Raw genomic sequence first — 21,597 nt, 5'->3', positions numbered from 1 at the left:
GAGTGTGATGACAATGGTTCAGAAAACATACCTGGATGCACAAACGCTGCTGGAAGATTCCTTTCGCCTGGGTGCAAAAGTTCTAAATGATGGCTTCAAGCCCAGCTACATAATTGCTATCTGGCGCGGAGGCACACCAATCGGTGTAGCAGTGCAGGAGTTTATGGCTTATTACGGTGTTCAAAGTGACCATATTGCTATTCGTACATCATCGTACAGCGATGGCATTGACGGCCGCTCTAAGACTGTATTGATTCATGGTATGGATTACCTGATTAAGAACATCACCGCCGATGATCAGTTGCTGATAGTGGATGACGTTTACGATACCGGTCTGACTATCCAGGCGGTTATTGCTGAGTTGAAACGTAAGTGCCGTCTTAATACGCCACATGATATCCGTATTGCGGTGCCGTACTTTAAGCCGTCACGGAATAAAACCGGGGTTGATCCTGAGTACTATCTGCATGAGACTGAGGAGTGGCTAAAATATCCCCACTCGCTGGAAGGTCTGGGCGTTGATGAGATCAAGGAACACCGTCCGGAGCTGTTTGAAATAATTGGTCATCTGATACCTGAACAACATTAAACAGGCGGGATAGTCTCTTGGAAAAGCAATTTATTACAGAGCAGGCGCTGATTAATGATTCGTTTCGTTTAGGCGCACAAATTTTTGAAGCGGGTTACCGGCCTGACTTTATTGTCGGTATCTGGCGTGGCGGCAGTACCGTAGGTATTTATGTGCAGGAGTGCCTGCAATACCTGGGGGTTAAAACCGACCATATTTCGATTCGTACCTCTTACCGTGGACTGCCGAGTTATCAGTCTATGATCGATGGTGAAAACAGCATTAAAGTGCATGGTCTGAAGTACCTGATAGAAAACCTTAACCGTGACGATAAGCTGTTAATCGTTGATGATGTATTTGGTTCTGGTCACAGTATCAGTGCGGTGATTGAACAGATGTCTCAGCGACTGCGACTGAATATGCCAACCGATGTGAAAGTCGCTGTACCCTGGTTTAAACCTACCGAAAATCGTACTGAGCGCGAACCGGATTTCTTTGTGAATACCTCAGAAAACTGGCTGGTTCTGCCTTATGAAATGGTGGGTCTGACTGAAGCCGAAATTCACGATAATAAGGCCGGCCTTGAGTCTATTATGGCTACTGTGAAGGTCTGATCTGCACTTGTTTGATAAAAAGCCCTGATCTGTTCAGGGCTTTTTTTATGAGCGTATAAAACAGCTTTAGAGCAAACCTGTAGAGAGGTTTAACAGAATAATACTTACCAGGCTAGAAAATGAAATCGGTAGATAAAAAAGCCGAATCCCGGTCTCTGATAATATCTCTAATCAGGTTTTTGCCGTTGTCACAATGTTTGGTGGCGACAACGGATCTGATGGAGAAAACACGCAGCGCGTCGGATACCGATAGTGTGCCTTCAGCAGAGTCTTTTCGGCCATTAAAAGGGAACAGGTCCGGTCCGCGCTGGCATTGGCAGTTAAGGTTGATTCGACCCACCTGGTGCGAAAAAGTATCGATCAGTTTTGCTACTTCAGAGGGGTTGTTACCGAAAATACTCAGTTGTTGCCCGAACTCTGAATCCAGAACGTATTGGGTCACTTCAGATATATCTGTATAGGGTACGATCGGGATAACCGGGCCAAACTGTTCCTCTTTATAGATGCGAGAATCTGGGCTGACAGGCGATAGTACTGCGGGATGGAAGTATGTCCCTGAGTGTTGGCCGCCTGACTGATTCATAATCGTAGCGCCATGACTAACAGCGTCTTCAACCAACGCATTCAGATAGGTTGTTTTACCGGGCTCCGGTAACGGGGTAAGTTGCACCAGGTTGGACCAGGGCATGCCGGGTGTAAGTTTTTCAATAGTGCTGACAAACTTATCTATAAATGCATTTTGTTGACTTACGTGAACAAAAATAATCTTCAGTGCGGTGCAGCGCTGGCCATTAAAAGACAGAGCGCCGGCAATACACTCGTTAACGGCATTGTCCAGATCGACATCAGGTAGAATAATACCAGGGTTTTTAGCGTCCAGGCCTAATACTGCTCTTAGTCGATGGGGCTTAGGGTGCATTTTTTTCAGAGCACTGGCGGCTTTATTGGTACCGATAAAAGCGAATACATCAATTTTTCCGGAGGACATCAGACAAGGAATAGTGTCTCTTCCACGACCGTAAATTATATTAATAACGCCCTTAGGGAAGCTTTTCTGAAATGCCTCAAGCAGAGGTGTCATTAACAGCACACCAAATTTTGCCGGTTTAAAAATAACTGTATTGCCCATGATCAGTGCTGGAATTAATGTGGTGAAGGTTTCATTCAGCGGATAATTATAAGGCCCCATACAGAGGACTACGCCTAGTGATAGGCGTCTGATCTGAGCCAGGGTTCCCTGCTCAATTTCAAAACGACTGGAATTTCTGTCCAGATCTTTTAGTGCATGGATAGTATCGACAATGTAGTCGCAGGTACGATCGAACTCTTTTTCTGAGTCTATCAGTGGTTTACCAATCTCCCACATTAAAAGCTTTACTACTTCTGCACGCTTGCTACGCATGTTCTGAAGAAACAGTTCAATATGTTGAATGCGATCGGCAACTGTCATTGAAGGCCAGTTTCCGCAACCTTGAGAATATGCAACAGTTGCTGCATCCAGGGCCTTAAGGGCAGCTTCCGAATCCATCAACGGAGAAGATCCCAGGGTGACTTGCTCTAATCCTGAATCAGTTGAAATACAGACTGGGCTTTGAATCGGTGTGACATCACCATGCCATTGGAGAATCTCACCGTTTAAAAGATAGCTACGTTGATCCATAGAACCATTTAGTTTATATGCTGTAGGAATCTTGTCTTCAGACGGAAAAATAGAATTTTGAACGAGCTGATCACTCATGAAATGCCTGCATTGTTATTGTTTGAGTAGGTAAAAAAGGCCCTCACGATGATAAATACCGTGCAAGAATAGTATCGGAGGGCCTGAACTGGGAGTTAAGCTGCGGCGTTACAGATGCTGATAAACTGATCGGCATCCAGAGCGGCGCCACCGACCAATGCGCCATCAATATCGATCTGACTGAACAGTGCTTTCGCATTAGAGGCTTTTACACTACCGCCATACAGAATGGCTATTTTGTCAGCGAGGATATTGTCATAGCTACGGATCAGAGTGCGGATGGCCAGATGTACTGCCTGTGCCTGTTCTGGTGTGGCCGTCTCTCCGGTACCTATTGCCCAGACAGGTTCATAGGCGATAATTGCTTTATTGAAAACACTGATGCCTAGTTGCTCTATGACAGAGGTAATCTGACCGGTAACAACAGATTGGGTTAAACCGGCATTTTTCTGATCCAGCGTTTCGCCGACACAGAGTACTGGTGTCAATCCGGTTTCAATTGCAGCTGCAAATTTTGCTGCAATCTCTGTATCAGATTCGTAGTTGTCTGCTCGTCGTTCCGAATGCCCCAGAAGTACGTATGAGCAGCCCAGTTCGGTCAGCATTTGCCCACAGACTTCGCCGGTATGCGCGCCATAATTATGTGCACTGACATTCTGAGCGCCAATATTTATTTTCTGGCTTAGAAGCCAGCCTGCTACCTGTGACAGAAAAGGAAATGGAGGACAGACTACTACGGCACAGTTGTTTTGCACCGAAAGCTCTTTCTCCAGACGATCCAGAAGTTTAATGTTGGCTACCCGATCACCGTTCATTTTCCAGTTTCCAATGACGACACTTGTTCTCATGGTGATACCCTCTGTAGTTACTGGCCTTTGATTTCAGAACGACCATTTAAGATTGCACTGTCACCCAGTTGCTCTTCGATTCGAAGTAAGCGGTTATATTTAGCAACCCGGTCAGAACGACACAGAGATCCGGTTTTTATCTGACCTGAGCAAGTTGCAACGGCAAGGTCGGCGATGGTGGTATCTTCGGTTTCACCTGAACGGTGAGAGATAACGGCGGTATAGCCCGCGTCCTGCGCTTTACGAATCGCTTCCAGGGTTTCTGTCAGGGTGCCGATCTGATTAAATTTAATCAGAATTGAATTACCTACCTGATTGTCGATTCCTCGCTGCAGCGTTTTTGCGTCAGTGACAAACAGGTCATCACCGACCAATTGAATTTGTTTCCCCAGTTGCTCTGTCAGATAAGCCCAGCCACTCCAGTCAGACTCATCTAGGCCATCTTCAATTGAAGTGATTGGATAGTGTTGGCATAGCGAGGCTAGGTAGTCAGAAAACTCATTGGATGAGAATGATTTATTTTCACTGTATAGGTGATACTCATCATCTTTGTAAAACTCTGATGCAGCGCAGTCCAGAGCTAGCGTAATATCTTTACCCAGGGTATAGCCGGCGTTACTTACCGCTTGTTTAATGACGCTCAGGGCTTCCTCATTAGATGCCAGATCTGGTGCAAAGCCGCCTTCATCACCAACTGCAGTGTTCAGTGAGCGGTCTTTAAGTACAGATTTCAGGCTGTGGAAAACTTCAGCGCCCATGCGCAGTGCTTCTTTAAAACTGGTGGCTGACACTGGTTGTATCATGAATTCCTGAATATCGATGCTGTTGTCGGCATGTTCACCACCATTGATAATATTCATCATTGGCAGAGGCATACTGAACCGGCCAGGCTGGCCGTAGAGTTCAGCGATATGCTGATATAGCTCGACGTTTTTATGATTGGCTGCAGCCTTTGCTGTTGCCAGTGAAACGGCCAGGATCGCATTAGCACCAAAAAAAGACTTATTATCTGTACCATCTTTCTCGATCAGCATAGTGTCAATAAGGCTCTGATTGGTTGCATCAAAACCATAGAGGAGCTTGCTGATCGCATCGTTAATATTGGCAACGGCTTTAGTTACACCTTTACCCAGGTAGCGGTCTTTATCATTATCCCTTAATTCCAGCGCTTCTCTGGAGCCGGTACTTGCACCTGACGGTGCGCAGGCCAGCCCGATAGCGCCAGATTCAAGAATAACCTCGGCTTCGACAGTAGGGTTGCCTCGTGAATCAAGAATTTCCCGTGCGATAATTGTTTTTATTTGAGTCGTCATTTTGGGCTCTTATTAATTTATTTTTAAAAGTCGTATTCAGAACATGTCAGTGGCTGGGGAGCTTGTTTATTTGCTGCGTCAGGAGTAATTATTTCCTGCTGCTCTGCCACTTCAGTACGGAAATCGAAATCCCTGGGCCAGTCCTGGTTTTGATATTCCGGGCTGTTTTGATCTTGTTTTGAATAAGCATGTTGTTGATTCATCGCTTCAGTCTCCTGAGTTTACGAGTCTGTGAATTGAGTAGCTCGATAGCTGCAATCTGTGATTGAATTATTGTTATCTGCTACTGGATAGTTGCGCCGACCCGAATGACTTTCATTGTATTGGTGCCGCCCTGAGCGTTGACGTAGTTGCCCTTGGTAATGATCACCAAATCACCTTCGCTGACGATAGCCCTACGTACCAGTTCATCAACTGCGAATTGGTTGATCTCTTCATTAGGAATGTTTTCGCTGTTAAAGGGTACGGTCTTCACACCCCGGTAAATAGCAACGCGACGCTGGGTTTTAGGGTGGCGAGAATAGGCAAAAATAGGCTGCCCAGAACGTATACGTGACATCAACAGGGGAGTTGATCCACTCTCGGTCATACAGATAATCGCTTTAACGCCATCCAGATGGTTGGCTGCATACATAGCTGACATCGCAATGGTTTCATCGGTATGAGAAAATGATTCATTGATCCGATGATTAGATTTGGTAACTGTCGCTTGTCGCTCTGCGCCTATAATTACACGGGCCATCGCTTCGACTGTTTGAATAGGATAATCACCAGCTGCAGTCTCGGCTGAGAGCATCACAGCATCGGTACCATCTAGCACGGCATTAGCTACATCGAATACTTCAGCCCGTGTTGGCATTGGACTGGTAATCATTGATTCCATCATTTGAGTTGCAGTAATAGCGAAGCGGTTAAAGGTACGTGCCCGGTTGATAATATGCTTCTGTACTCCGATCAGTTCTGCGTCGCCGATCTCAACACCCAGATCACCACGGGCTACCATGACGCCGTCAGAAGCTTTGATTATCTGGTCCAGTACATCGTGATCTTCGACCGCTTCAGCCCGCTCTATCTTGGCGATGATGTCCGCCTGACCGCCGGTCTCCAGTAGAAGATTTCTTGCATATTCGATATCGGCAGCATCGCGTGGAAAAGAGACCGCCAGATAGTCGACATCAATGTCGGCAGCAACACATATGTCGCGCTTATCCTTCTCGGTTAAAGCGGCGGCTGAGAGACCACCGCCTTTACGATTGATACCTTTGTTATTGGACAGAGGACCAGCAATTTTAACTTCGCAGTGGATCGCAGGGCCTGCTACTGAGTGAACTAAGAGTTCGACCCGACCATCGTCCAGTAGCAGAATGTCACCGGGGCGACTGTCTGTGACCAGCTCTTTGTAATCGATTCCCACCTGGTTTTCATCGCCGTCTTCACGACCTAAGGAAGCATCCAGAATAAAATCCTGGCCCGGTTTCAATTCGATCTTGCCGTTTTTAAACTGCGAGATACGGATCTTAGGGCCTTGCAGATCACCCAGAATGGCAACAAAGCGGCCCTGCTTTTTAGCGAACTCTCTTACCAGTTCAGCCCGGGCTTTATGATCCTCAGCTGTCCCGTGCGAAAAATTCATTCTAACGACGTTAACGCCAGCTTTTATCAGTTGCTCAATTGCCTCAGGGCTGCTGGTAGCCGGCCCTAAGGTGGCAACAATTTTTGTTCTGCGCTGCATACTAATTGCCCTGTTTATATTATTTTGCCGCTTCAATGAGCGCGATAGTGTTATCTAACATACGGTTTGAGAAGCCCCATTCGTTGTCGTACCAAGACATTACTTTTATCAGTCGGCCATTTACTTTGGTCTGGCTGCAATCAAAAATGGATGAGGCCGGGTTGTGGTTAAAATCAACAGACACCAGCGGGAGGCTGTTAATTTCCAACACCCCTTTCAGCGAACCGTGGGCGGCTTCCTGAATAATGGCGTTGACTTCTTCAACGCTGGTATCGCGCTCAGCAACAAAGGTTAAGTCAACCAGTGAAACATTAATGGTGGGTACCCGGACCGCCATGCCATCGAACTTGCCATTCAACTCTGGTAATACCAGGCCTACCGCTGCAGCAGCGCCGGTTTTAGTGGGGATCATTGAGTGACCTGCCGCACGGGCCCTATAAAGGTCAGAATGGTATACATCACTCAGGTTCTGGTCGTTGGTATAGGCGTGAATGGTGGTCATTAGCCCGTTTTCGATGCCTAAAGCATCGTTAAGCGGCTTGGCTATTGGCGCAAGGCAGTTGGTGGTGCAGGATGCATTTGAAATGATCTGATGATCTGCACTCAGAATGGCGTGATTAATGCCATATACCACAGTGGCATCAACGTCGCTGGCGGGTGCAGATATAATAACTTTCTTTGCGCCTGCGGTGATATGTGCGGATGCTGCTTCACGGCTGGTGAAAATACCAGTGCACTCATAGACGACATCGACATTCAGGTCCCCCCAGGGAAGGTCTGCCGGATTACGTTCTGAGAATGTTTTAATAAGATCGTTATTTATGACCAGCGAATCGCCATTTACTTCGACCTCACCGTTAAACTTTCCATGTACGGTATCGAAACGGGTCAGGTGAGCATTGATTTCGGCATCACCCAAATCATTAATAGCGACGATTTGAATCTGATCGCGATAGCCACCTTCATACAGGGCCCGCAATACATTGCGGCCAATACGACCAAAGCCATTGATAGCAACTTTAATAGACATGAAATCTCCTGGTTATTTATCGTTATTAGGATGATTGTTGTTTGATGAAACCGTCTCTATAAGCAGGAGGCGGTTTTGATATTCTGATTGAAATGGTTATCAAGGTATTGAGTAAGGTTTTTGGTTTCCTGATCACTCATTCGCAGGCCTTGCTTGGTTCTCCGCCAGATGATGTCTTCGGTCGTCAAAGCCCACTCGTGGTTAATCAGGTAGAGAATCTCGGCTTCGTAAAAGCCGTCAGCAAACTGTAATCCCAGTTCGCTGAGTTGATTTGCATCTTCCAGCAGTTTAAAAGTCAGGGTGCCGTAGGTACGAACGAAACGCTTTACCAGTCCCGTTGGTAACCAGGGGTATTGCTTGCTGACTTGTTTTCGCAGGCTGAGTTGATCGGTAAAGTCGCCACCGGGTAACCGGGCATCTGCGGTCCATTTTTTACCGGCTTTAGGGAAGTGTTCGCAGAGTTTATCTACCGCTGCTTCTGAGAGCTTTCGATAGGTCGTGATCTTGCCTCCAAAAATTGAGATCAGTGGTGCTTGCTGACTCGGTGCATCAACCTCAAATGTGTAGTCGCGGGTGACTGCCTGAGCAGAGTCTGCTTCATCATCCAGAAGTGGTCTGACACCAGAGTATGTTCTGACAACATCGGATGCACTGATCTGGGATCGGAAATGCTGATTGGTAACATCGACCAGATAGTCAATCTCATCCTGATCTATCGCGACCTTAGCAGGATCGCCGTAGTATTCTTTATCGGTTGTGCCAATCAGGGAGAACTCATCTTCGTAAGGGATCACAAATACAATTCGACTATCTTCATTTTGTAGAATATATGCTTCAGCTTCGTCGTGAATCCGGGGCACAATAATGTGGCTGCCTTTTACCAAACGAACTTTCTTAGGAGGCTGAATACTGATGACTTCATCAAACAGGCTGGATACCCAGGGGCCGGACGCATTGACAATGGAGCGCGCCTGCAGTGTTTCGATCTGACCGCTTATATTGTCCTGTAGTCGTACTGTCCATAATCCGTCAGAGCGTGTTGCACTGATGCATTTAGACCGCGTTCTGATAGTGGCGCCTTTGGCCTGAGCGGCCAGGGCATTCAGAGTTACCAGGCGTGCATCATCAACCCAGCCGTCTGAGTATTCAAAGCCGCGTTTCATAATGCTTTTTAGCGGACTTTCGCTACCGAACTTTATACCTTTAGAGCTGGGTAGAGTGACCCGTTTTGCCAGATGATCATAGAGAAACAGCCCTGCTCTTATCATCAGTGCGGGCCTGAGATGAGGGCGATGGGGCAGTCTGAAGCGAAGTGGCCAGATAATATGAGGGGCGTTTTTGAGCAACACTTCCCGCTCAGCTAACGCTTCCCGGACTAAACGAAACTCATAGTACTCAAGGTATCGCAGCCCACCATGGATCAGCTTACTGCTATTTGAAGATGTTGCAGAGCCCAGATCATTCATTTCACTCAGTATTACAGAGAGGCCTCGTCCTGCGGCGTCTGCTGCGATACCTGCGCCATTTATACCACCGCCTACGACGAGTAGATCATAAACCTCATGTTTAAGGCTCATCTTTGTTTCTCCTCAACGGGCTTCCTGTTGAATACCGTTGTAATAAGTTCTTATGGTTCGTTTTTAAACACTATAATGTTCTTTGGTGAAAAAAACCAATCAAAAACGAACATTTTAAGGTGAAAAAAATTCTCGCCCGAACTTACGAGGCGATTAAATGGTCATTAATATCCGCTCAAAAAGAGCGGATGAGAGAGTGAGGTTCTTAGATAATATGTAATGCGATGTCATTACTATTGAGAATATCAGTAATGCTTTCCGGTGGAGTCTGATCAGTGAAAACCTGATCGATTTGAGAGATAGTCCCCAGCTTTACCATAGCACTGCGACCGAATTTAGAATGATCAACGGCCAGGATAACATTATTTGAATGTTCGATAATCGCCTGAGCAACCCGGACTTCGCGGTAATCAAAGTCGAGTAGTGAGCCTTCAGGGCTGACGCCGCTGATACCTATGATGCCAAAATCCATCTGAAACTGACTGATAAATTCACTGGTTGCTTCACCTACAATGCCGCCATCCCTGTGTCGTACTTCGCCTGCTGCAATAATAACCGAGAAATCTTCTTTAGCTGACAGCGTTGCCGCGACATGAATATTATTAGTAACTACTTTAAGGTTGTGGTGCTTAAGTAATGCTCTGGCGATGGTTTCAGTTGTTGTTCCAATATTAATAAATAGGGAGGAACCATCGGGAATCATTTTTACCAACTCTTCTGCGATGCGCTCTTTCGCTTCCAGGTTCATGATTTTACGGGACTGATACGAGACATTCACCGTGCTGGAGTCCGAACCTGCACCACCATGATGGCGACGTAGTTTCTTAGCTTCTGCCAGTTGGTTAAGATCCCTGCGAATCGTCTGAGGCGTAACTTTGAAGTGATTAACTAATTCATCGATACTGACAAAGCCTTTTTGCTGGACCAACTCCATTATCTGCAGTTGACGCTGGTTCTGAGTCATTATAAAAGTCCTTTCAGTTACTATCTCGGCTTTGCTTAACTGGCTGATTCAGCTCATTATATGGGCGACTGAATATGCTGGAAATTATCGCATATAGTGGTTGGAATTGTTAACGGACATCCATTTAAGTTTATAGATAGGTTCGAGTAAGAAGCTTATTCGTTGCCTGTTTGTTCGTTTTCGTGCATTATCGAACAATAAAGAACATAAAAAATAACAATAGGGCTGTGTTCATGTCTGGTTACATATTATCCGTGGATCAAGGTACTACAAGTTCAAGAGCCGTTCTGTTTACGACAGAGGGGCGGGTACACGGACTGGCTCAGAAAGAGTTTTCACAACACTTTCCTAATGACGGTTGGGTTGAACACAATCCCGACGACCTTTGGGGTACGGTGTTAGAAACCTGTCGTAAGGTGTTGAGTGAAAATGCTATATCAGCTTCAGAGCTGATCGCTGTAGGTATTACTAATCAACGGGAAACCACAATAGTTTGGGACCGTAAAACAGGCAAACCTGTCTATAACGCTATTGTATGGCAAGATCGTCGCACATATGAATATTGCCAGTCTCTGACTGAACAGGGATGTGCAGAACTGATTAGCGCAAAAACCGGGTTATTGATTGATCCTTATTTTTCCGCGACCAAGATTCGCTGGATACTTAATGAAGTACCGGGTGCCCGGGAACGGGCTGAACGAGGGGAGCTGGTATTTGGCACTGTAGACAGTTATTTGTTGTGGCATCTGACTGAAGGTAAAGAGCACCGTACAGATGCAACAAACGCTTCTCGTACTATGTTATTCAATATCCATACGCAGGAATGGGATGATGATCTGCTGGAACTGTTCGATATTCCTGTTTCAATGCTGCCTGAGGTGATGGATTCTGCAGCTCATTTTGGGGTAACGGGTAAGACGCTACTGGGAGAGGAAGTCCCTGTTTTGGGGGTTGCTGGTGATCAGCAAGCCGCGCTGTTTGGCCAGACCTGTTTTAATGAAGGGATGGCAAAAAGCACTTATGGCACTGGCTGCTTTCTGATGCTTAATACCGGTGAAAAGGCGCTGATATCAAAAAACCGATTGCTGACGACTGTCGCCTACAGGCTTAACGGCAAACCTACATATGCATTAGAGGGCAGTATTTTTATTGCCGGTGCGACTATTCAATGGTTGCGTGATGGTTTGCAGTTGATTAAAGGCGCCGCAGATGCAGAGCCTTTAGCGCAGCAAACACCACTGGATCATGGTGTTTATATGGTGCCGGCATTTACCGGGTTGGGGGCGCCTTATTGGGACCCTAATGCGCGAGGAGCTATTTTTGGTCTGACTAGAGATACCGGTATTAAGGAGATAGTGACTGCGGGTCTGCAATCGGTATGCTTTCAGACTAAAGACCTGCAAAAGGCGATGGAAAGTGATGGCGTTAGGCCGACAACCCTGCGTGTTGATGGAGGTATGGTTGCCAATAACTGGGTATTGAGTCATCTGGCAGATATTCTGGGTGCCAATGTAGACCGACCGGAGATTATTGAAACTACGGCTCTGGGTGTGGCATATCTGGCAGGCTTGCAAGCGGGAGTGTTTGAATCTCTGGAAACGTTGCAGTCGATGTGGCACTGCGATAAGCGTTTTGAGCCTGGGATGTCTAAAGCAACTCGTGATGATTTTTATGCTGGTTGGCAGGATGCTGTAAGGCGGGTGCAGAGCTAGCTACTATTGAAATGACATGGCGGGGGAGCGTTAGCTTCTGTTGAGAAAGCTGGCTTTTCGGATTGTTTTACAGTTGGGCTATTGTCTTACCCCCATGCCTTTTAAACGTTTATACAAGGTGTTGCGACTGATCCCAAGTGCCTTTGCTGTGCGCGAAATATTGCCTTTATTCAGGTTGTATTCCCGCAATGTATCTTGATTGGTGCGGCTTTCTGAGTGCGATGTTAAGAGTTGCTGGTCATAGGATTCAGGGTGATCCGTGTTTGGTTGATTGTTTCTGTCCCGTTGAGTGTTTCGGTGTGTATCGCTATCAGAGAAGAAGTCATCTGGCAGATGCCAGGGTTGGATGCTGTCATTGCCAGCCATTGAAAGGGCGATGGAGATAACGTTCTTAAGTTGTCTGAAGTTGCCGGGCCAGGGGTGTTTTTCCAGTAGATTGATGACTTCATCAGAGAGTGATTCATGTTGATCTGTTTCACGCAGACCTTTATGGATCTGCTTTATCAGTTCCTGTTTATCAGAACGCTCTTTGAATGCTGGAAGCTGAATATTCAGTCCACTTATTCTGAAGTAAAGATCATCTCTGAACATGCCTTTCTCTATCAGTTCTTTAAGATCCTGTTTGGATGAGGAGATTATTTTAATATCCACAGGTACTGAAGCAGTAGACCCCAGAGGTGATACCTTCTTATCTTCCAGGACGCGCAGAAATTTACTTTGTACTGAGAGAGGGATTTCACTGATATCGTCCAAAAACAGTACGCCCTTATGCGCTTGTCGGATCAGACCTGTGCTGCCCGGCTCGTCTGAGTCGTAGCCAAACAGTTCAGCATCAATAGTTCGTTCAGAAATTGCTGAGCAGTTTACTGTGATGAAAGGGTGCTGAAATCGCTTACTACTGGCATGTAGCTGTTTACAAAACTCTTCCTTACCTGATCCGGTTTCGCCCTGTAGTAAAATCGGAATATCTTTATCGAAGACAGTGGTTGCCATTTTTAAGCTGCGATCAACCTGAGGGTCGCCGTAGCTTATTGCTATTTGTGGCATTGTTCTCATTGGTTCTTCTGGCTGCAGCTGCCGTTCTCTGTAATCAGGTGCAACAGTGTAGCCTTTTACTGGCCGTTGAATAGTTGCGTACATTTTATATTTGCCGAGTGCGACAACGGCAATGGGTTGTCCCTCAGGCTGATTCTTTAACTCAAATAGTTGGCAGCCAAAGATATCTTCGACGCTCTTCAGAGCAAGTTCAAATCTGAGTAGCATCTCGGCACGTTTATTAGCTGAGATGATCGTGCCGTTTTCATTGAAAGCGATAAATCCTATCCACTGACTGTCCAGATTTTCGGTGCTGGTATTGAAGCTCATCAGAAAATGTTCTTCGCTGAACTTACTATAGATAAGTCGATTTTCAACCGACTGTGACATCATCTTAACCATGCCAAAAGTGTGGGCCTGAGGCAGGTAGGCGTCACTGGAAACATCAAGTACGGCAAGAAGATTGTTATTTGTGTCATAGATCGGTGCGGCAGAACCGATCATAAACCGATTATGTTTCAGGTAATGCTCATCCCGTTGAATCTGAACGGCCTGGCCGGTTGCTATTGCTGTGCCTATAGCGTTTGTTCCGTTTATTTGCTCTGACCAGTTAGTGCCTTCATTAAGGGCCTGTTTCTGTTTGTTGCTAATAAAGCGCTTATCCCCCCAGCAATTCAGTACCTGGCCGCTTTGATCGGCAAGCATTACCAGGCAGCTGGAATTAGCCAGAATGTTTTCATAATAGGGTAATACTTCTTTGCCAGTAGTGCCCAACAGGTACTGGTGCTCATCTTGCAGGTCTCTGATTTCTCCGCTTGGGATAGCTGTATGGTCGGCTGCTGACTCATGATTCAGACCGTAGAGGTCGCAGCGCTGCCAGGACGAACTGACCATCTGGAACTGCTCATTCGGCGTTTTATTTTTATTATTCATAGCGTTTGTATTTGCTTATTAAGCGGTCAGTGTAGATGGATAACTGATCAATTTGTAGTGATTATTGTTCATATAAAGTGTTCAAAATTGTTCATGCTAAGCACTTTAATGAACAGTGCTATTCGAAAAGGAAATGTAATTGTGCGGAAAGGAAATTGTGAATTAAAATAATATCGCTAAATATCAGTAGCTTATAAAATTATTATAATTTTTCTTTATTTTTTTAAGTGTTGTGTCATTATGTAAGTTCGTTAACGAACATTCGTTTTCGGATTTGCCTCACAAATTTGAGCAAGTGCTGTTACATGTGAGGAACAATGAATAAGAATAATAAAGGACAACATAATGTCTCTTTCTCTTCAAAACGTATCGCGTATTGTTGATGGTGAGTATTACATTGATGATGCGAATATAACGCTTGAACCTGGTTCGTTTAACGTCCTTTTAGGGCGGACCCTGGCAGGAAAAACATCTTTGATGCGTTTGATGGCTGGCCTGGATAAACCAACTGAAGGGCGTGTCATGATGAACGGTGTTGATGTAACTGGCGTGCCGGTTCAGCAGCGCAACATCTCAATGGTGTATCAACAGTTCATTAATTACCCCAACTGGACTGTGTTCGAAAATATTGCCTCTCCTCTGCGTCTGGAAAAAGCCTCGGAATCAGAAATTAATCAACGTGTTAAAGAAACTGCGGAAATGCTGCATATAGAGCAATTCTTGCAGCGACGACCTTTGGAATTGTCAGGTGGGCAGCAGCAGCGAACGGCGATGGCCCGCGCACTGGTAAAAGATGCCAGCCTGATTTTGTTCGATGAGCCGCTTGTTAACCTCGATTACAAGTTGCGGGAAGAACTTCGTCAGGAAATTCGCGAGCTACTGAAAGTACGTAACTCAATTGCTGTTTATGCCACTACCGAGCCAAATGAAGCGCTGGCGCTTGGTGGAACTACCACGCTTTTGCATGAAGGCCGGATTATTCAATCGGGTATCTCATCTGATGTTTATCGCTTTCCGGTTAATGTCGATGCTGCCGGGTTATTTAGCGAGCCGCCGATTAATCTGATCAAGGGTTTTGTCTCGGAATCCGAAGTGACCTTTGATGAGTTTGTTCACTTTCCGTTGAATCAGGATCTGCGTGGCTTTAAGCCGGGTGATTATTACTGTGGTGTTCGTCCAAGTCATATCGGGCTTGTACCCCATGCCGATGATGATCTGGAAATATCTGTCAGAGTGGAGGTTGCTGAAATCAGCGGTTCAGAAACCTTTATGCACGTAAAAAATGAACACTTCAGTTTAGTGTTGCAGCTGTCTGGCGTGCACGAGTATCACACGGATACACCAATCAAAGTTTATTTGCCGACCCACAAACTGTTCATGTTTGGGCTGGATGGCAAGATGCTTCAGGCACCTGGTCGCCTGCATAAGGGGGCTTAAGATGGCTGAAATACATCTGAAAACACTAGCGCATAGCTACAGTGCTAATCCGCAGTCTGACACTGAGTATGCTATTCGGGAAATGGATCATGTATGGGATCAGGGTGGAGCTTATGCGCTACTGGGCCCTTCAGGCTGTGGCAAAAGTACTTTGCTTAATATTATCTCAGGCCTGTTATCACCTTCAGAGGGCGAAGTGCTGTTTGATGGTCAGCGGGTCAATGAGTTAAGTCCGGCAGAGCGAAATATTGCTCAGGTTTTCCAGTTTCCTGTCATTTATGACTCAATGACAGTATTTGATAATCTGGCTTTCCCTTTACGAAATATGAAAGTCCGTGAATCTAAGGTTCAGAAAAAGGTTCTTGAGATTGCTGAAATTCTTGAGCTGCAGGACGTACTGAAGAATAAGGCGAAAAACCTCACCGCCGATGAAAAGCAAAAAGTCTCTATGGGGCGGGGGTTAGTGCGGGATGATGTATCCGCCATTCTTTTTGATGAACCGCTGACCGTTATCGATCCACATCTGAAGTGGAAACTACGACGTAAACTGAAACAGATTCATGAACAGTTTAATCTCACTATGGTGTACGTCACTCATGATCAGTTAGAGGCGGCGACCTTTGCTGACAAAATCGCACTGATGTATGGCGGTCAGATAGTACAGTTTGGTACGCCACGTGAGTTGTTCGAAAAACCTAATCATACCTTTGTGGGCTACTTTATCGGGAGTCCGGGCATGAACTTTATCGAAGTGAAACGCAGCGAAAGCGGTGTTGAATTTGATGGCCTTAAAGTGTCGCTGGATGAAGGGCTTCAGGATTTTCTGGAACAAATTCCGAGTAGTAACCTGAAAATTGGTATCCGGCCTGAGTTTGTGCATGTTTCCGTTGAATCTATTACCGGATCTTACGAGTGTGCTGTTACCCATGTTGAAGATCTGGGTACCTATAAAATTGTCACTCTGGACCTGAAAGGGCGTAGCTTAAAAGCACGTTTGGATGAAGATCAGCAAGTGCCTGAACATAAAGCCTATGTCAGCTTTCCCAAGCAATGGCTAAAGCTTTACGTCGATGAATACCTGGTAGAGGGGGATTCAGAATGAATAAAGTTGAGAATAACAAAGCCTGGTTCTTAGTACTTCCGGTCGTACTTTTAGTTGCTTTTTCGGCTGTTGTGCCACTGATGACAGTGGTGAACTATTCAGTTCAGGATATATTTGATGTCAATACTGCCTATTTTGTCGGAGCCGAGTGGTATCGGGAAATTCTGCAGGATCCACGGTTACAGGATTCGTTAGTCAGGCAGTTTATCTTTTCGTTTTTTGTTCTGCTAATTGAGATTCCACTGGGTATTGCGGTGGCGCTTATGATGCCGACTAAGGGGCGAGGTGCTTCGTTGTGCCTGATCTTGTTGGCGATCCCTCTGCTAATCCCTCTTAATGTTGTCGGTACTATCTGGCAGGTGTTTGGCCGCACAGATATCGGCTTGTTCGGCTGGGCGCTTACCAGTATAGGTATCGATTATAACTATGCATCAAATCCTATTGATGCCTGGTTCACCGTACTGTTGATGGATGTCTGGCACTGGACCTCTCTGGTGGCGCTGCTCTGTTATTCCGGCCTACGTGCTATCCCGGATGCCTATTATCAGGCGGCTAGTATTGACCGGGCATCTGGCTGGGCAATCTTCCGCTATATACAGTTACCTAAGTTACAAAGCGTGCTGGTTATCGGTGTACTGCTGCGCTTTATGGATAGCTTCATGATCTATACCGAGCCTTTCGTTCTGACTGGCGGTGGTCCGGGTAACTCGACAACCTTCCTTAGTCAGACGCTGACACAGATGGCGATTGGACAGTTTGATGTGGGGCCGGCGGCAGCTTTCTCATTGATTTACTTCCTGATTGTACTGTTGGTTAGCTGGTTGTTCTTTACAACTATTTCTCACTTGGACAAGGCGAAGTAAGGGGGCGAAATGACTTCAATGAATAAACAATCCCTTGTACTTGGCTCTGCGACTACAAGTAGGAGAAACATAATGAATAAACAAACAAAGAAAAAGCTGGGTATTAGCGCTTATATATTTTTTGTTCTATTGCCAATTTACTGGCTTCTGAATATGTCATTTAAAAGCAATGAAGAGATTCTTGGCACACTAACGCTGTGGCCTGAAAACTTTACCTTTGATAATTATGCGGTGATTTTTACCGATCCGACCTGGTACATGGGTTATGTGAACTCAATGCTATACGTGACCATGAATATGGTTATTACGTTGGTTGTAGCGCTACCTGCTGCCTATGCCTTTAGCCGATATAAGTTTACCGGTGACAAGCATCTGTTTTTCTGGCTACTGACGAACCGTATGGCGCCGCCTGCAGTGTTTCTGCTGCCTTTCTTCCAGCTTTATTCATCGGTTGGTCTGTTTGATACCCACCTGGCGGTTGCTCTGGCGCACTGTCTGTTCAGCGTGCCATTGGCGGTCTGGATTCTGGAGGGCTTTATGTCAGGTGTGCCGCGTGAAATTGATGAAACAGCTTACATCGATGGCTATAGCTTTCATAAGTTTTTTATCAAGATATTCCTGCCGATGATCGGTTCAGGTATCGGGGTGACAGCATTCTTTAGCTTTATGTTCTCCTGGGTTGAACTGTTGCTCGCCAGAACGCTTACCTCTGTAGAAGCTAAACCAATTGCGGCAATTATGACCCGTACTGTAGGCGCTACCGGCATTGACTGGGGCGTACTTTCTGCAGCAGGCGTACTGACCATTATTCCAGGATTACTGGTTATCTGGTTTGTACGAAATCATGTGGCAAAAGGTTTTGCTCTCGGACGCGTGTAATTGAGGTATTAGTTATGAACTGGATGGCTTGGACATTACCTACGGCAGTTTTCTTTATCTCAATTGCCGTAATTTTGATCTGTATGACTGTGTATGAAATTAAATCGCCCTGTGTTGAAAGGAAGGGGTTCTTACCCATCGAAACAACCCGTGGTGATCGCTTATTCATAGGCTTACTGGCAAGTGCGTATATTCACCTGCTGTTTGCCGGTTTCTCAGAAATGAGCCTGTGGATCGCGTTAGGAATTTCCTGTGTATGGCTGGCGATAGTCCTGCGTTGGGGATGATCACTCTATTAGACATAGTGTGTGTTGATGACCGGCTGAATGCATGGAATGCATGGAATGCATGAAGCTTTAGTTTTTGCCTTTCGGGGTAGAGCCCGCAATGACTGGCCTGACAGGTCGGCTGTTGCACCAATAAATTGCAATCTTCATCTATGAGGTTGATATGAAAAACAATAATAACTGGTCAAAGTTGCTTATTCTGAGTGCTGCTGTATCTGCTGCAAACATGAGCTCTTATGTTCAGGCTGATCAATATAGTGATGCCGCAAAGCAGTGGGTAAGTACTGAATTTGTGAAGTCTACTTTGTCCGAAGCTGAACAGCTGGAAGAGCTGAAGTGGTTTGCTGAAGCAGCTAAACCTTTCCGTGGTATGACCATCAATGTTGCATCTGAAACCATTGCGACTCATGAATATGAGTCCAAGGTTTTGGCCAAGGCATTTGAAGAGTTAACAGGGATTAAGGTTGTACATGACCTTATTCAGGAAGGTGATGTTGTTGAAAAACTGCAAACCCAGATGCAGTCTGATAAAAATATTTATGATGCTTATATCAATGACTCTGATCTGATCGGAACTCATTTCCGTTACGGCAAAGTTGTGCCTGTATCAGACATGATGGCCGGGGATGGTAAAGACTATACGTTGCCTACCCTTGATCTGCCTGATTTCATCGGCCTTGATTTTACGACTGGTCCTGATGGCAAACTCTATCAACTGCCTGATCAGCAGTTTGCAAACCTCTATTGGTTCCGTGCCGACTGGTTTGAGCGTGAAGATCTGAAAAAGCAGTTTAAAGGTATTTATGGTTATGAGTTAGGTGTACCAAAGAATTGGTCTGCCTATGAAGATATCGCCGAATTCTTCTCCGTACATGTAAAAGAGATTGATGGTGAACGTGTCTACGGTCATATGGATTATGGTAAAAAAGATCCGTCTCTGGGTTGGCGTTTCACTGATGCCTGGTTCTCAATGGCAGGGGCGGGTGATAAGAGTCTGCCAAATGGTTTGCCTGTTGATGAGTGGGGTATCCGGGTCGATGGTTGTAAACCTGTAGGTTCAAGTGTTTCTCGTGGCGGCGCAACTAACGGTCCTGCTGCAGTATATGCAACGACTAAGTATGTTGACTGGTTGCGTGATTATGCACCACCACAAGCTCAGGGTATGACATTCTCAGAAGCAGGTCCGGTACCGGCGCAAGGTGCCGTTGCTCAGCAGATTTTCTGGTATACCGCCTTTACAGCGAGTATGACAAAAGAAGGTTTGCCGGTTGTTAATGAAGATGGCACACCAAAATGGCGTATGGCACCATCGCCTAAGGGCCCATACTGGGAAGAGGGCATGAAGCTGGGTTATCAGGATACCGGCTCATGGACCTTTATGAAGTCTACGCCGAAAGAGCGTCGTCTGGCAGCCTGGTTATACGCGCAGTTTACGGTGTCTAAGACCGTATCGTTGCAGAAAACGCTAGTGGGTCTGACGCCGATTCGTGAGTCAGATATTTTCTCTGACGCTATGACAGAAGCGGCTCCTAAGCTGGGTGGTTTAGTCGAGTTCTACCGTAGTCCTGCTCGTACGCAGTGGACACCTACAGGAACCAACGTGCCTGACTATCCTAAGCTGGCTCAATTGTGGTGGCAGTATATTGCTGAAGCAGCTAATGGTGAGAAGACTCCTCAGGAAGCACTTAATGGTCTGGCAACTGCGCAAGATAAGGTACTGAAGCGCCTTGAACGTGCCGGTGTCCAGGGTGAGTGTGGCCCTAAACTGAATCCTAAAGTTGATCCTCAGGAGTGGTTGAGTCAGCCAGGTTCTCCGAAAGCGAAGCTGGCTATCGAAAAACCTCAGGGTGAAACCGTTGCCTATCAAGATCTGCTACAAAGCTGGAAAGAAGGTGCAACTAAGTAAAATCTAGTGCTTATCCGGTCAGAATTTCTGACTGGGTAAGCATTTTTTATAAAATAGATGACTTATTTGATAAACGTTTCGAAAGTGCTCATCACTTGGTTTATCAATTCTGTGTCATTTTCTGTTTTACCTGAAGCCAGAAGTAGTTCTGGCGCTGACGCTTGTCGGGTAGTTAATATCTGACAGGTTTACCTCCTTTGTTTCACGGCAAAGGAGGTTTTTTTATTATGGTAATCTGTTATTTTTACAGGCCTTTGGTTTTAGATATCAAGATTGGAATGGTCAGTTCACGACAGTTTTACCGCCGCAGTCCGCACCAGCGAAGTGATCAGTCAATCAGCTTTGTTGATCTGCGCCGGCGGTTCGATTTCAGGTCAGTACGTATTGGGCGTTGGGTGACTGATGCCGAGCGGGATCGCGCCAGTGGTTTATTCTACGATGCGCTGGTGGATCTGATGACCATCCTGAACGGTCCGGAACAGCTGATCTCATTACGGGGCAATCTTTCGTTTCAGTATGGTATCGGTGGTCAGCCAGGTGTGGCTGCGCATTATGATGCATCAAATCGCTGTTTTTCACTGGCGAAGAATGCCGGCCCCGGCAGTATTGCCCACGAATGGTTTCACGCACTGGATCACTATCTGGGTGATAAAGCCTTCAGTGATGTAGGGACGAAGATGTTTGCTTCTTCTGCCTGGCTCAATGACGCGACACCGGTCCCGCATCCGTTAAATGACTATCTGTTCCGTTGTTTCAAAACCATTATGCTCAGCGAAGATGGCTCACAGCCCAGTGAGCTTTTTCAAGCATCTGTGCGTATGGATAAAAGCCTGAAAACAACTTACTACAGTAAGCCGGAAGAGCTGTGCGCGCGGGCATTCGAAGCCTTTGTTCAGGATGCTGATATTAGTAACAACTTTTTGGTGTCGGGGACTAAAGCCACGGCGGAAGCGCAGCAGGGGTTATATCCCCGGTTTGAACAGCGACAACAGATCAACGTCGCCTTCAGTGACTATTTCAACGCCCTGGGGCGAGCGTTGAAAAGCCAGGGATAATTTA

19 protein-coding genes are annotated in these 21,597 nt (G+C 46.1%); 10 read left to right on the top strand and 9 right to left on the bottom strand.

Features of this window, described 5'->3' with window-relative positions; translation table 11 throughout:
- Positions 1–13: 13 nt before the first annotated feature.
- Both EHS89_RS03625 and EHS89_RS03620 read left to right on the top strand, forming a co-directional pair.
- Positions 14–589 (top strand): phosphoribosyltransferase, encoded by a 576-nt coding sequence (locus EHS89_RS03625; RefSeq protein WP_124924728.1) that lies wholly within the window; start codon positions 14–16, stop codon positions 587–589.
- A gap of 17 nt (positions 590–606) precedes the next feature.
- Positions 607–1,182 carry a phosphoribosyltransferase gene (locus EHS89_RS03620; RefSeq protein ID WP_124924727.1) on the top strand — a complete coding sequence of 192 codons (576 nt, stop codon included), beginning with the start codon at positions 607–609 and terminating at the stop codon, positions 1,180–1,182.
- Between the two features lie 112 nt (positions 1,183–1,294).
- On the opposite strand, the gene EHS89_RS03615 is transcribed toward EHS89_RS03620, so the two are convergent.
- The 8 genes from EHS89_RS03615 to EHS89_RS03580 form a co-directional block, all read right to left on the bottom strand.
- Positions 1,295–2,920 carry an NADP-dependent glyceraldehyde-3-phosphate dehydrogenase gene (locus tag EHS89_RS03615; RefSeq protein WP_124924726.1) on the bottom strand — a complete coding sequence of 542 codons (1,626 nt, stop codon included), beginning with the start codon at positions 2,918–2,920 and terminating at the stop codon, positions 1,295–1,297.
- A 95-nt stretch (positions 2,921–3,015) separates the two neighbouring features.
- Complete coding sequence (gene tpiA, locus EHS89_RS03610; RefSeq protein ID WP_124924725.1) at positions 3,016–3,768, bottom strand: triose-phosphate isomerase; 753 nt, start codon at positions 3,766–3,768, stop codon at positions 3,016–3,018.
- A 17-nt stretch (positions 3,769–3,785) separates the two neighbouring features.
- Positions 3,786–5,081 carry a phosphopyruvate hydratase gene (gene eno / locus EHS89_RS03605; RefSeq protein WP_124924724.1) on the bottom strand — a complete coding sequence of 432 codons (1,296 nt, stop codon included), beginning with the start codon at positions 5,079–5,081 and terminating at the stop codon, positions 3,786–3,788.
- A 23-nt stretch (positions 5,082–5,104) separates the two neighbouring features.
- A complete protein-coding gene (locus tag EHS89_RS03600; protein WP_124924723.1) occupies positions 5,105–5,284 on the bottom strand; it encodes a hypothetical protein in 180 nt (59 codons plus the stop codon).
- Between the two features lie 80 nt (positions 5,285–5,364).
- Positions 5,365–6,813, bottom strand: a complete 1,449-nt coding sequence (gene pyk, locus EHS89_RS03595) for a pyruvate kinase (protein ID WP_124924722.1) — start codon at positions 6,811–6,813, stop codon at positions 5,365–5,367.
- A gap of 19 nt (positions 6,814–6,832) precedes the next feature.
- The gene (gap, locus tag EHS89_RS03590; RefSeq protein ID WP_124924721.1) at positions 6,833–7,843 is read right to left on the bottom strand and encodes a type I glyceraldehyde-3-phosphate dehydrogenase; all 1,011 of its coding nucleotides are present in this window, start codon (positions 7,841–7,843) and stop codon (positions 6,833–6,835) included.
- Positions 7,844–7,899: 56 nt separating this feature from the next.
- Entirely contained in the window at positions 7,900–9,420 is a 1,521-nt protein-coding gene (glpD, locus tag EHS89_RS03585; RefSeq protein WP_124924720.1) for a glycerol-3-phosphate dehydrogenase, read from the bottom strand.
- 205 nt (positions 9,421–9,625) lie between these two features.
- Positions 9,626–10,384 (bottom strand): DeoR/GlpR family transcriptional regulator, encoded by a 759-nt coding sequence (locus tag EHS89_RS03580; RefSeq protein WP_124924719.1) that lies wholly within the window; start codon positions 10,382–10,384, stop codon positions 9,626–9,628.
- A gap of 233 nt (positions 10,385–10,617) precedes the next feature.
- Between EHS89_RS03580 and glpK the strand changes: the two genes are divergently transcribed.
- Positions 10,618–12,096: a glycerol kinase GlpK gene (glpK, locus tag EHS89_RS03575; protein ID WP_124924718.1), complete on the top strand. Its 1,479-nt coding sequence runs from the start codon at positions 10,618–10,620 to the stop codon at positions 12,094–12,096.
- A 78-nt stretch (positions 12,097–12,174) separates the two neighbouring features.
- On the opposite strand, the gene EHS89_RS03570 is transcribed toward glpK, so the two are convergent.
- Positions 12,175–14,064 carry a sigma-54-dependent Fis family transcriptional regulator gene (locus tag EHS89_RS03570; protein WP_124924717.1) on the bottom strand — a complete coding sequence of 630 codons (1,890 nt, stop codon included), beginning with the start codon at positions 14,062–14,064 and terminating at the stop codon, positions 12,175–12,177.
- A 345-nt stretch (positions 14,065–14,409) separates the two neighbouring features.
- On the opposite strand from EHS89_RS03570, the gene EHS89_RS03565 reads away from it, so the two are divergent.
- The 7 genes from EHS89_RS03565 to EHS89_RS03535 all read left to right on the top strand — a co-directional run bounded on the left by EHS89_RS03565 (position 14,410) and on the right by EHS89_RS03535 (position 21,593).
- On the top strand, positions 14,410–15,501 hold the full coding sequence (locus EHS89_RS03565; protein ID WP_124924716.1) for an ABC transporter ATP-binding protein: 1,092 nt from the start codon (positions 14,410–14,412) through the stop codon (positions 15,499–15,501).
- A gap of 1 nt (position 15,502) precedes the next feature.
- Positions 15,503–16,603, top strand: coding sequence for an ABC transporter ATP-binding protein (locus tag EHS89_RS03560; RefSeq protein ID WP_124924715.1), 1,101 nt, complete (start codon positions 15,503–15,505; stop codon positions 16,601–16,603).
- Positions 16,600–17,466 carry a carbohydrate ABC transporter permease gene (locus tag EHS89_RS03555; RefSeq protein WP_124924714.1) on the top strand — a complete coding sequence of 289 codons (867 nt, stop codon included), beginning with the start codon at positions 16,600–16,602 and terminating at the stop codon, positions 17,464–17,466. Before EHS89_RS03560 ends, EHS89_RS03555 begins: the two co-directional genes overlap by 4 nt.
- Before the next feature lie 72 nt (positions 17,467–17,538).
- Positions 17,539–18,345, top strand: a complete 807-nt coding sequence (locus EHS89_RS03550; RefSeq protein WP_124924713.1) for a carbohydrate ABC transporter permease — start codon at positions 17,539–17,541, stop codon at positions 18,343–18,345.
- Between the two features lie 14 nt (positions 18,346–18,359).
- Positions 18,360–18,632 carry a DUF2160 domain-containing protein gene (locus EHS89_RS03545; RefSeq protein WP_124924712.1) on the top strand — a complete coding sequence of 91 codons (273 nt, stop codon included), beginning with the start codon at positions 18,360–18,362 and terminating at the stop codon, positions 18,630–18,632.
- A 163-nt stretch (positions 18,633–18,795) separates the two neighbouring features.
- Complete coding sequence (locus tag EHS89_RS03540; RefSeq protein ID WP_124924711.1) at positions 18,796–20,538, top strand: ABC transporter substrate-binding protein; 1,743 nt, start codon at positions 18,796–18,798, stop codon at positions 20,536–20,538.
- Positions 20,539–20,816: 278 nt separating this feature from the next.
- A complete protein-coding gene (locus EHS89_RS03535) occupies positions 20,817–21,593 on the top strand; it encodes a CLCA_X family protein (RefSeq protein WP_124924710.1) in 777 nt (258 codons plus the stop codon).
- The last annotated feature ends 4 nt before the right edge of the window (positions 21,594–21,597 follow it).

Source organism: Amphritea balenae, from assembly GCF_003858655.1.
GTDB classification, from domain to species: Bacteria; Pseudomonadota; Gammaproteobacteria; order Pseudomonadales; family Balneatricaceae; genus Amphritea; species Amphritea balenae.
Note: the sequence above shows the minus strand (reverse complement) of the source record. Positions and strands in the feature narration are given on the sequence as shown.

Coding starts and splice junctions, on each gene's coding strand:
- EHS89_RS03625 (WP_124924728.1), top strand. CDS start 14: ATGGTTCAGAAAACATACCTGGATGCACAAACGCTGCTGGAAGATTCC.
- EHS89_RS03615 (WP_124924726.1), bottom strand. CDS start 2,920: ATGAGTGATCAGCTCGTTCAAAATTCTATTTTTCCGTCTGAAGACAAG.
- tpiA (WP_124924725.1), bottom strand. CDS start 3,768: ATGAGAACAAGTGTCGTCATTGGAAACTGGAAAATGAACGGTGATCGG.
- eno (WP_124924724.1), bottom strand. CDS start 5,081: ATGACGACTCAAATAAAAACAATTATCGCACGGGAAATTCTTGATTCA.
- EHS89_RS03600 (WP_124924723.1), bottom strand. CDS start 5,284: ATGAATCAACAACATGCTTATTCAAAACAAGATCAAAACAGCCCGGAA.
- pyk (WP_124924722.1), bottom strand. CDS start 6,813: ATGCAGCGCAGAACAAAAATTGTTGCCACCTTAGGGCCGGCTACCAGC.
- gap (WP_124924721.1), bottom strand. CDS start 7,843: ATGTCTATTAAAGTTGCTATCAATGGCTTTGGTCGTATTGGCCGCAAT.
- glpD (WP_124924720.1), bottom strand. CDS start 9,420: ATGAGCCTTAAACATGAGGTTTATGATCTACTCGTCGTAGGCGGTGGT.
- EHS89_RS03580 (WP_124924719.1), bottom strand. CDS start 10,384: ATGACTCAGAACCAGCGTCAACTGCAGATAATGGAGTTGGTCCAGCAA.
- glpK (WP_124924718.1), top strand. CDS start 10,618: ATGTCTGGTTACATATTATCCGTGGATCAAGGTACTACAAGTTCAAGA.
- EHS89_RS03570 (WP_124924717.1), bottom strand. CDS start 14,064: ATGAATAATAAAAATAAAACGCCGAATGAGCAGTTCCAGATGGTCAGT.
- EHS89_RS03565 (WP_124924716.1), top strand. CDS start 14,410: ATGTCTCTTTCTCTTCAAAACGTATCGCGTATTGTTGATGGTGAGTAT.
- EHS89_RS03560 (WP_124924715.1), top strand. CDS start 15,503: ATGGCTGAAATACATCTGAAAACACTAGCGCATAGCTACAGTGCTAAT.
- EHS89_RS03555 (WP_124924714.1), top strand. CDS start 16,600: ATGAATAAAGTTGAGAATAACAAAGCCTGGTTCTTAGTACTTCCGGTC.
- EHS89_RS03550 (WP_124924713.1), top strand. CDS start 17,539: ATGAATAAACAAACAAAGAAAAAGCTGGGTATTAGCGCTTATATATTT.
- EHS89_RS03545 (WP_124924712.1), top strand. CDS start 18,360: ATGAACTGGATGGCTTGGACATTACCTACGGCAGTTTTCTTTATCTCA.
- EHS89_RS03540 (WP_124924711.1), top strand. CDS start 18,796: ATGAAAAACAATAATAACTGGTCAAAGTTGCTTATTCTGAGTGCTGCT.
- EHS89_RS03535 (WP_124924710.1), top strand. CDS start 20,817: ATGGTCAGTTCACGACAGTTTTACCGCCGCAGTCCGCACCAGCGAAGT.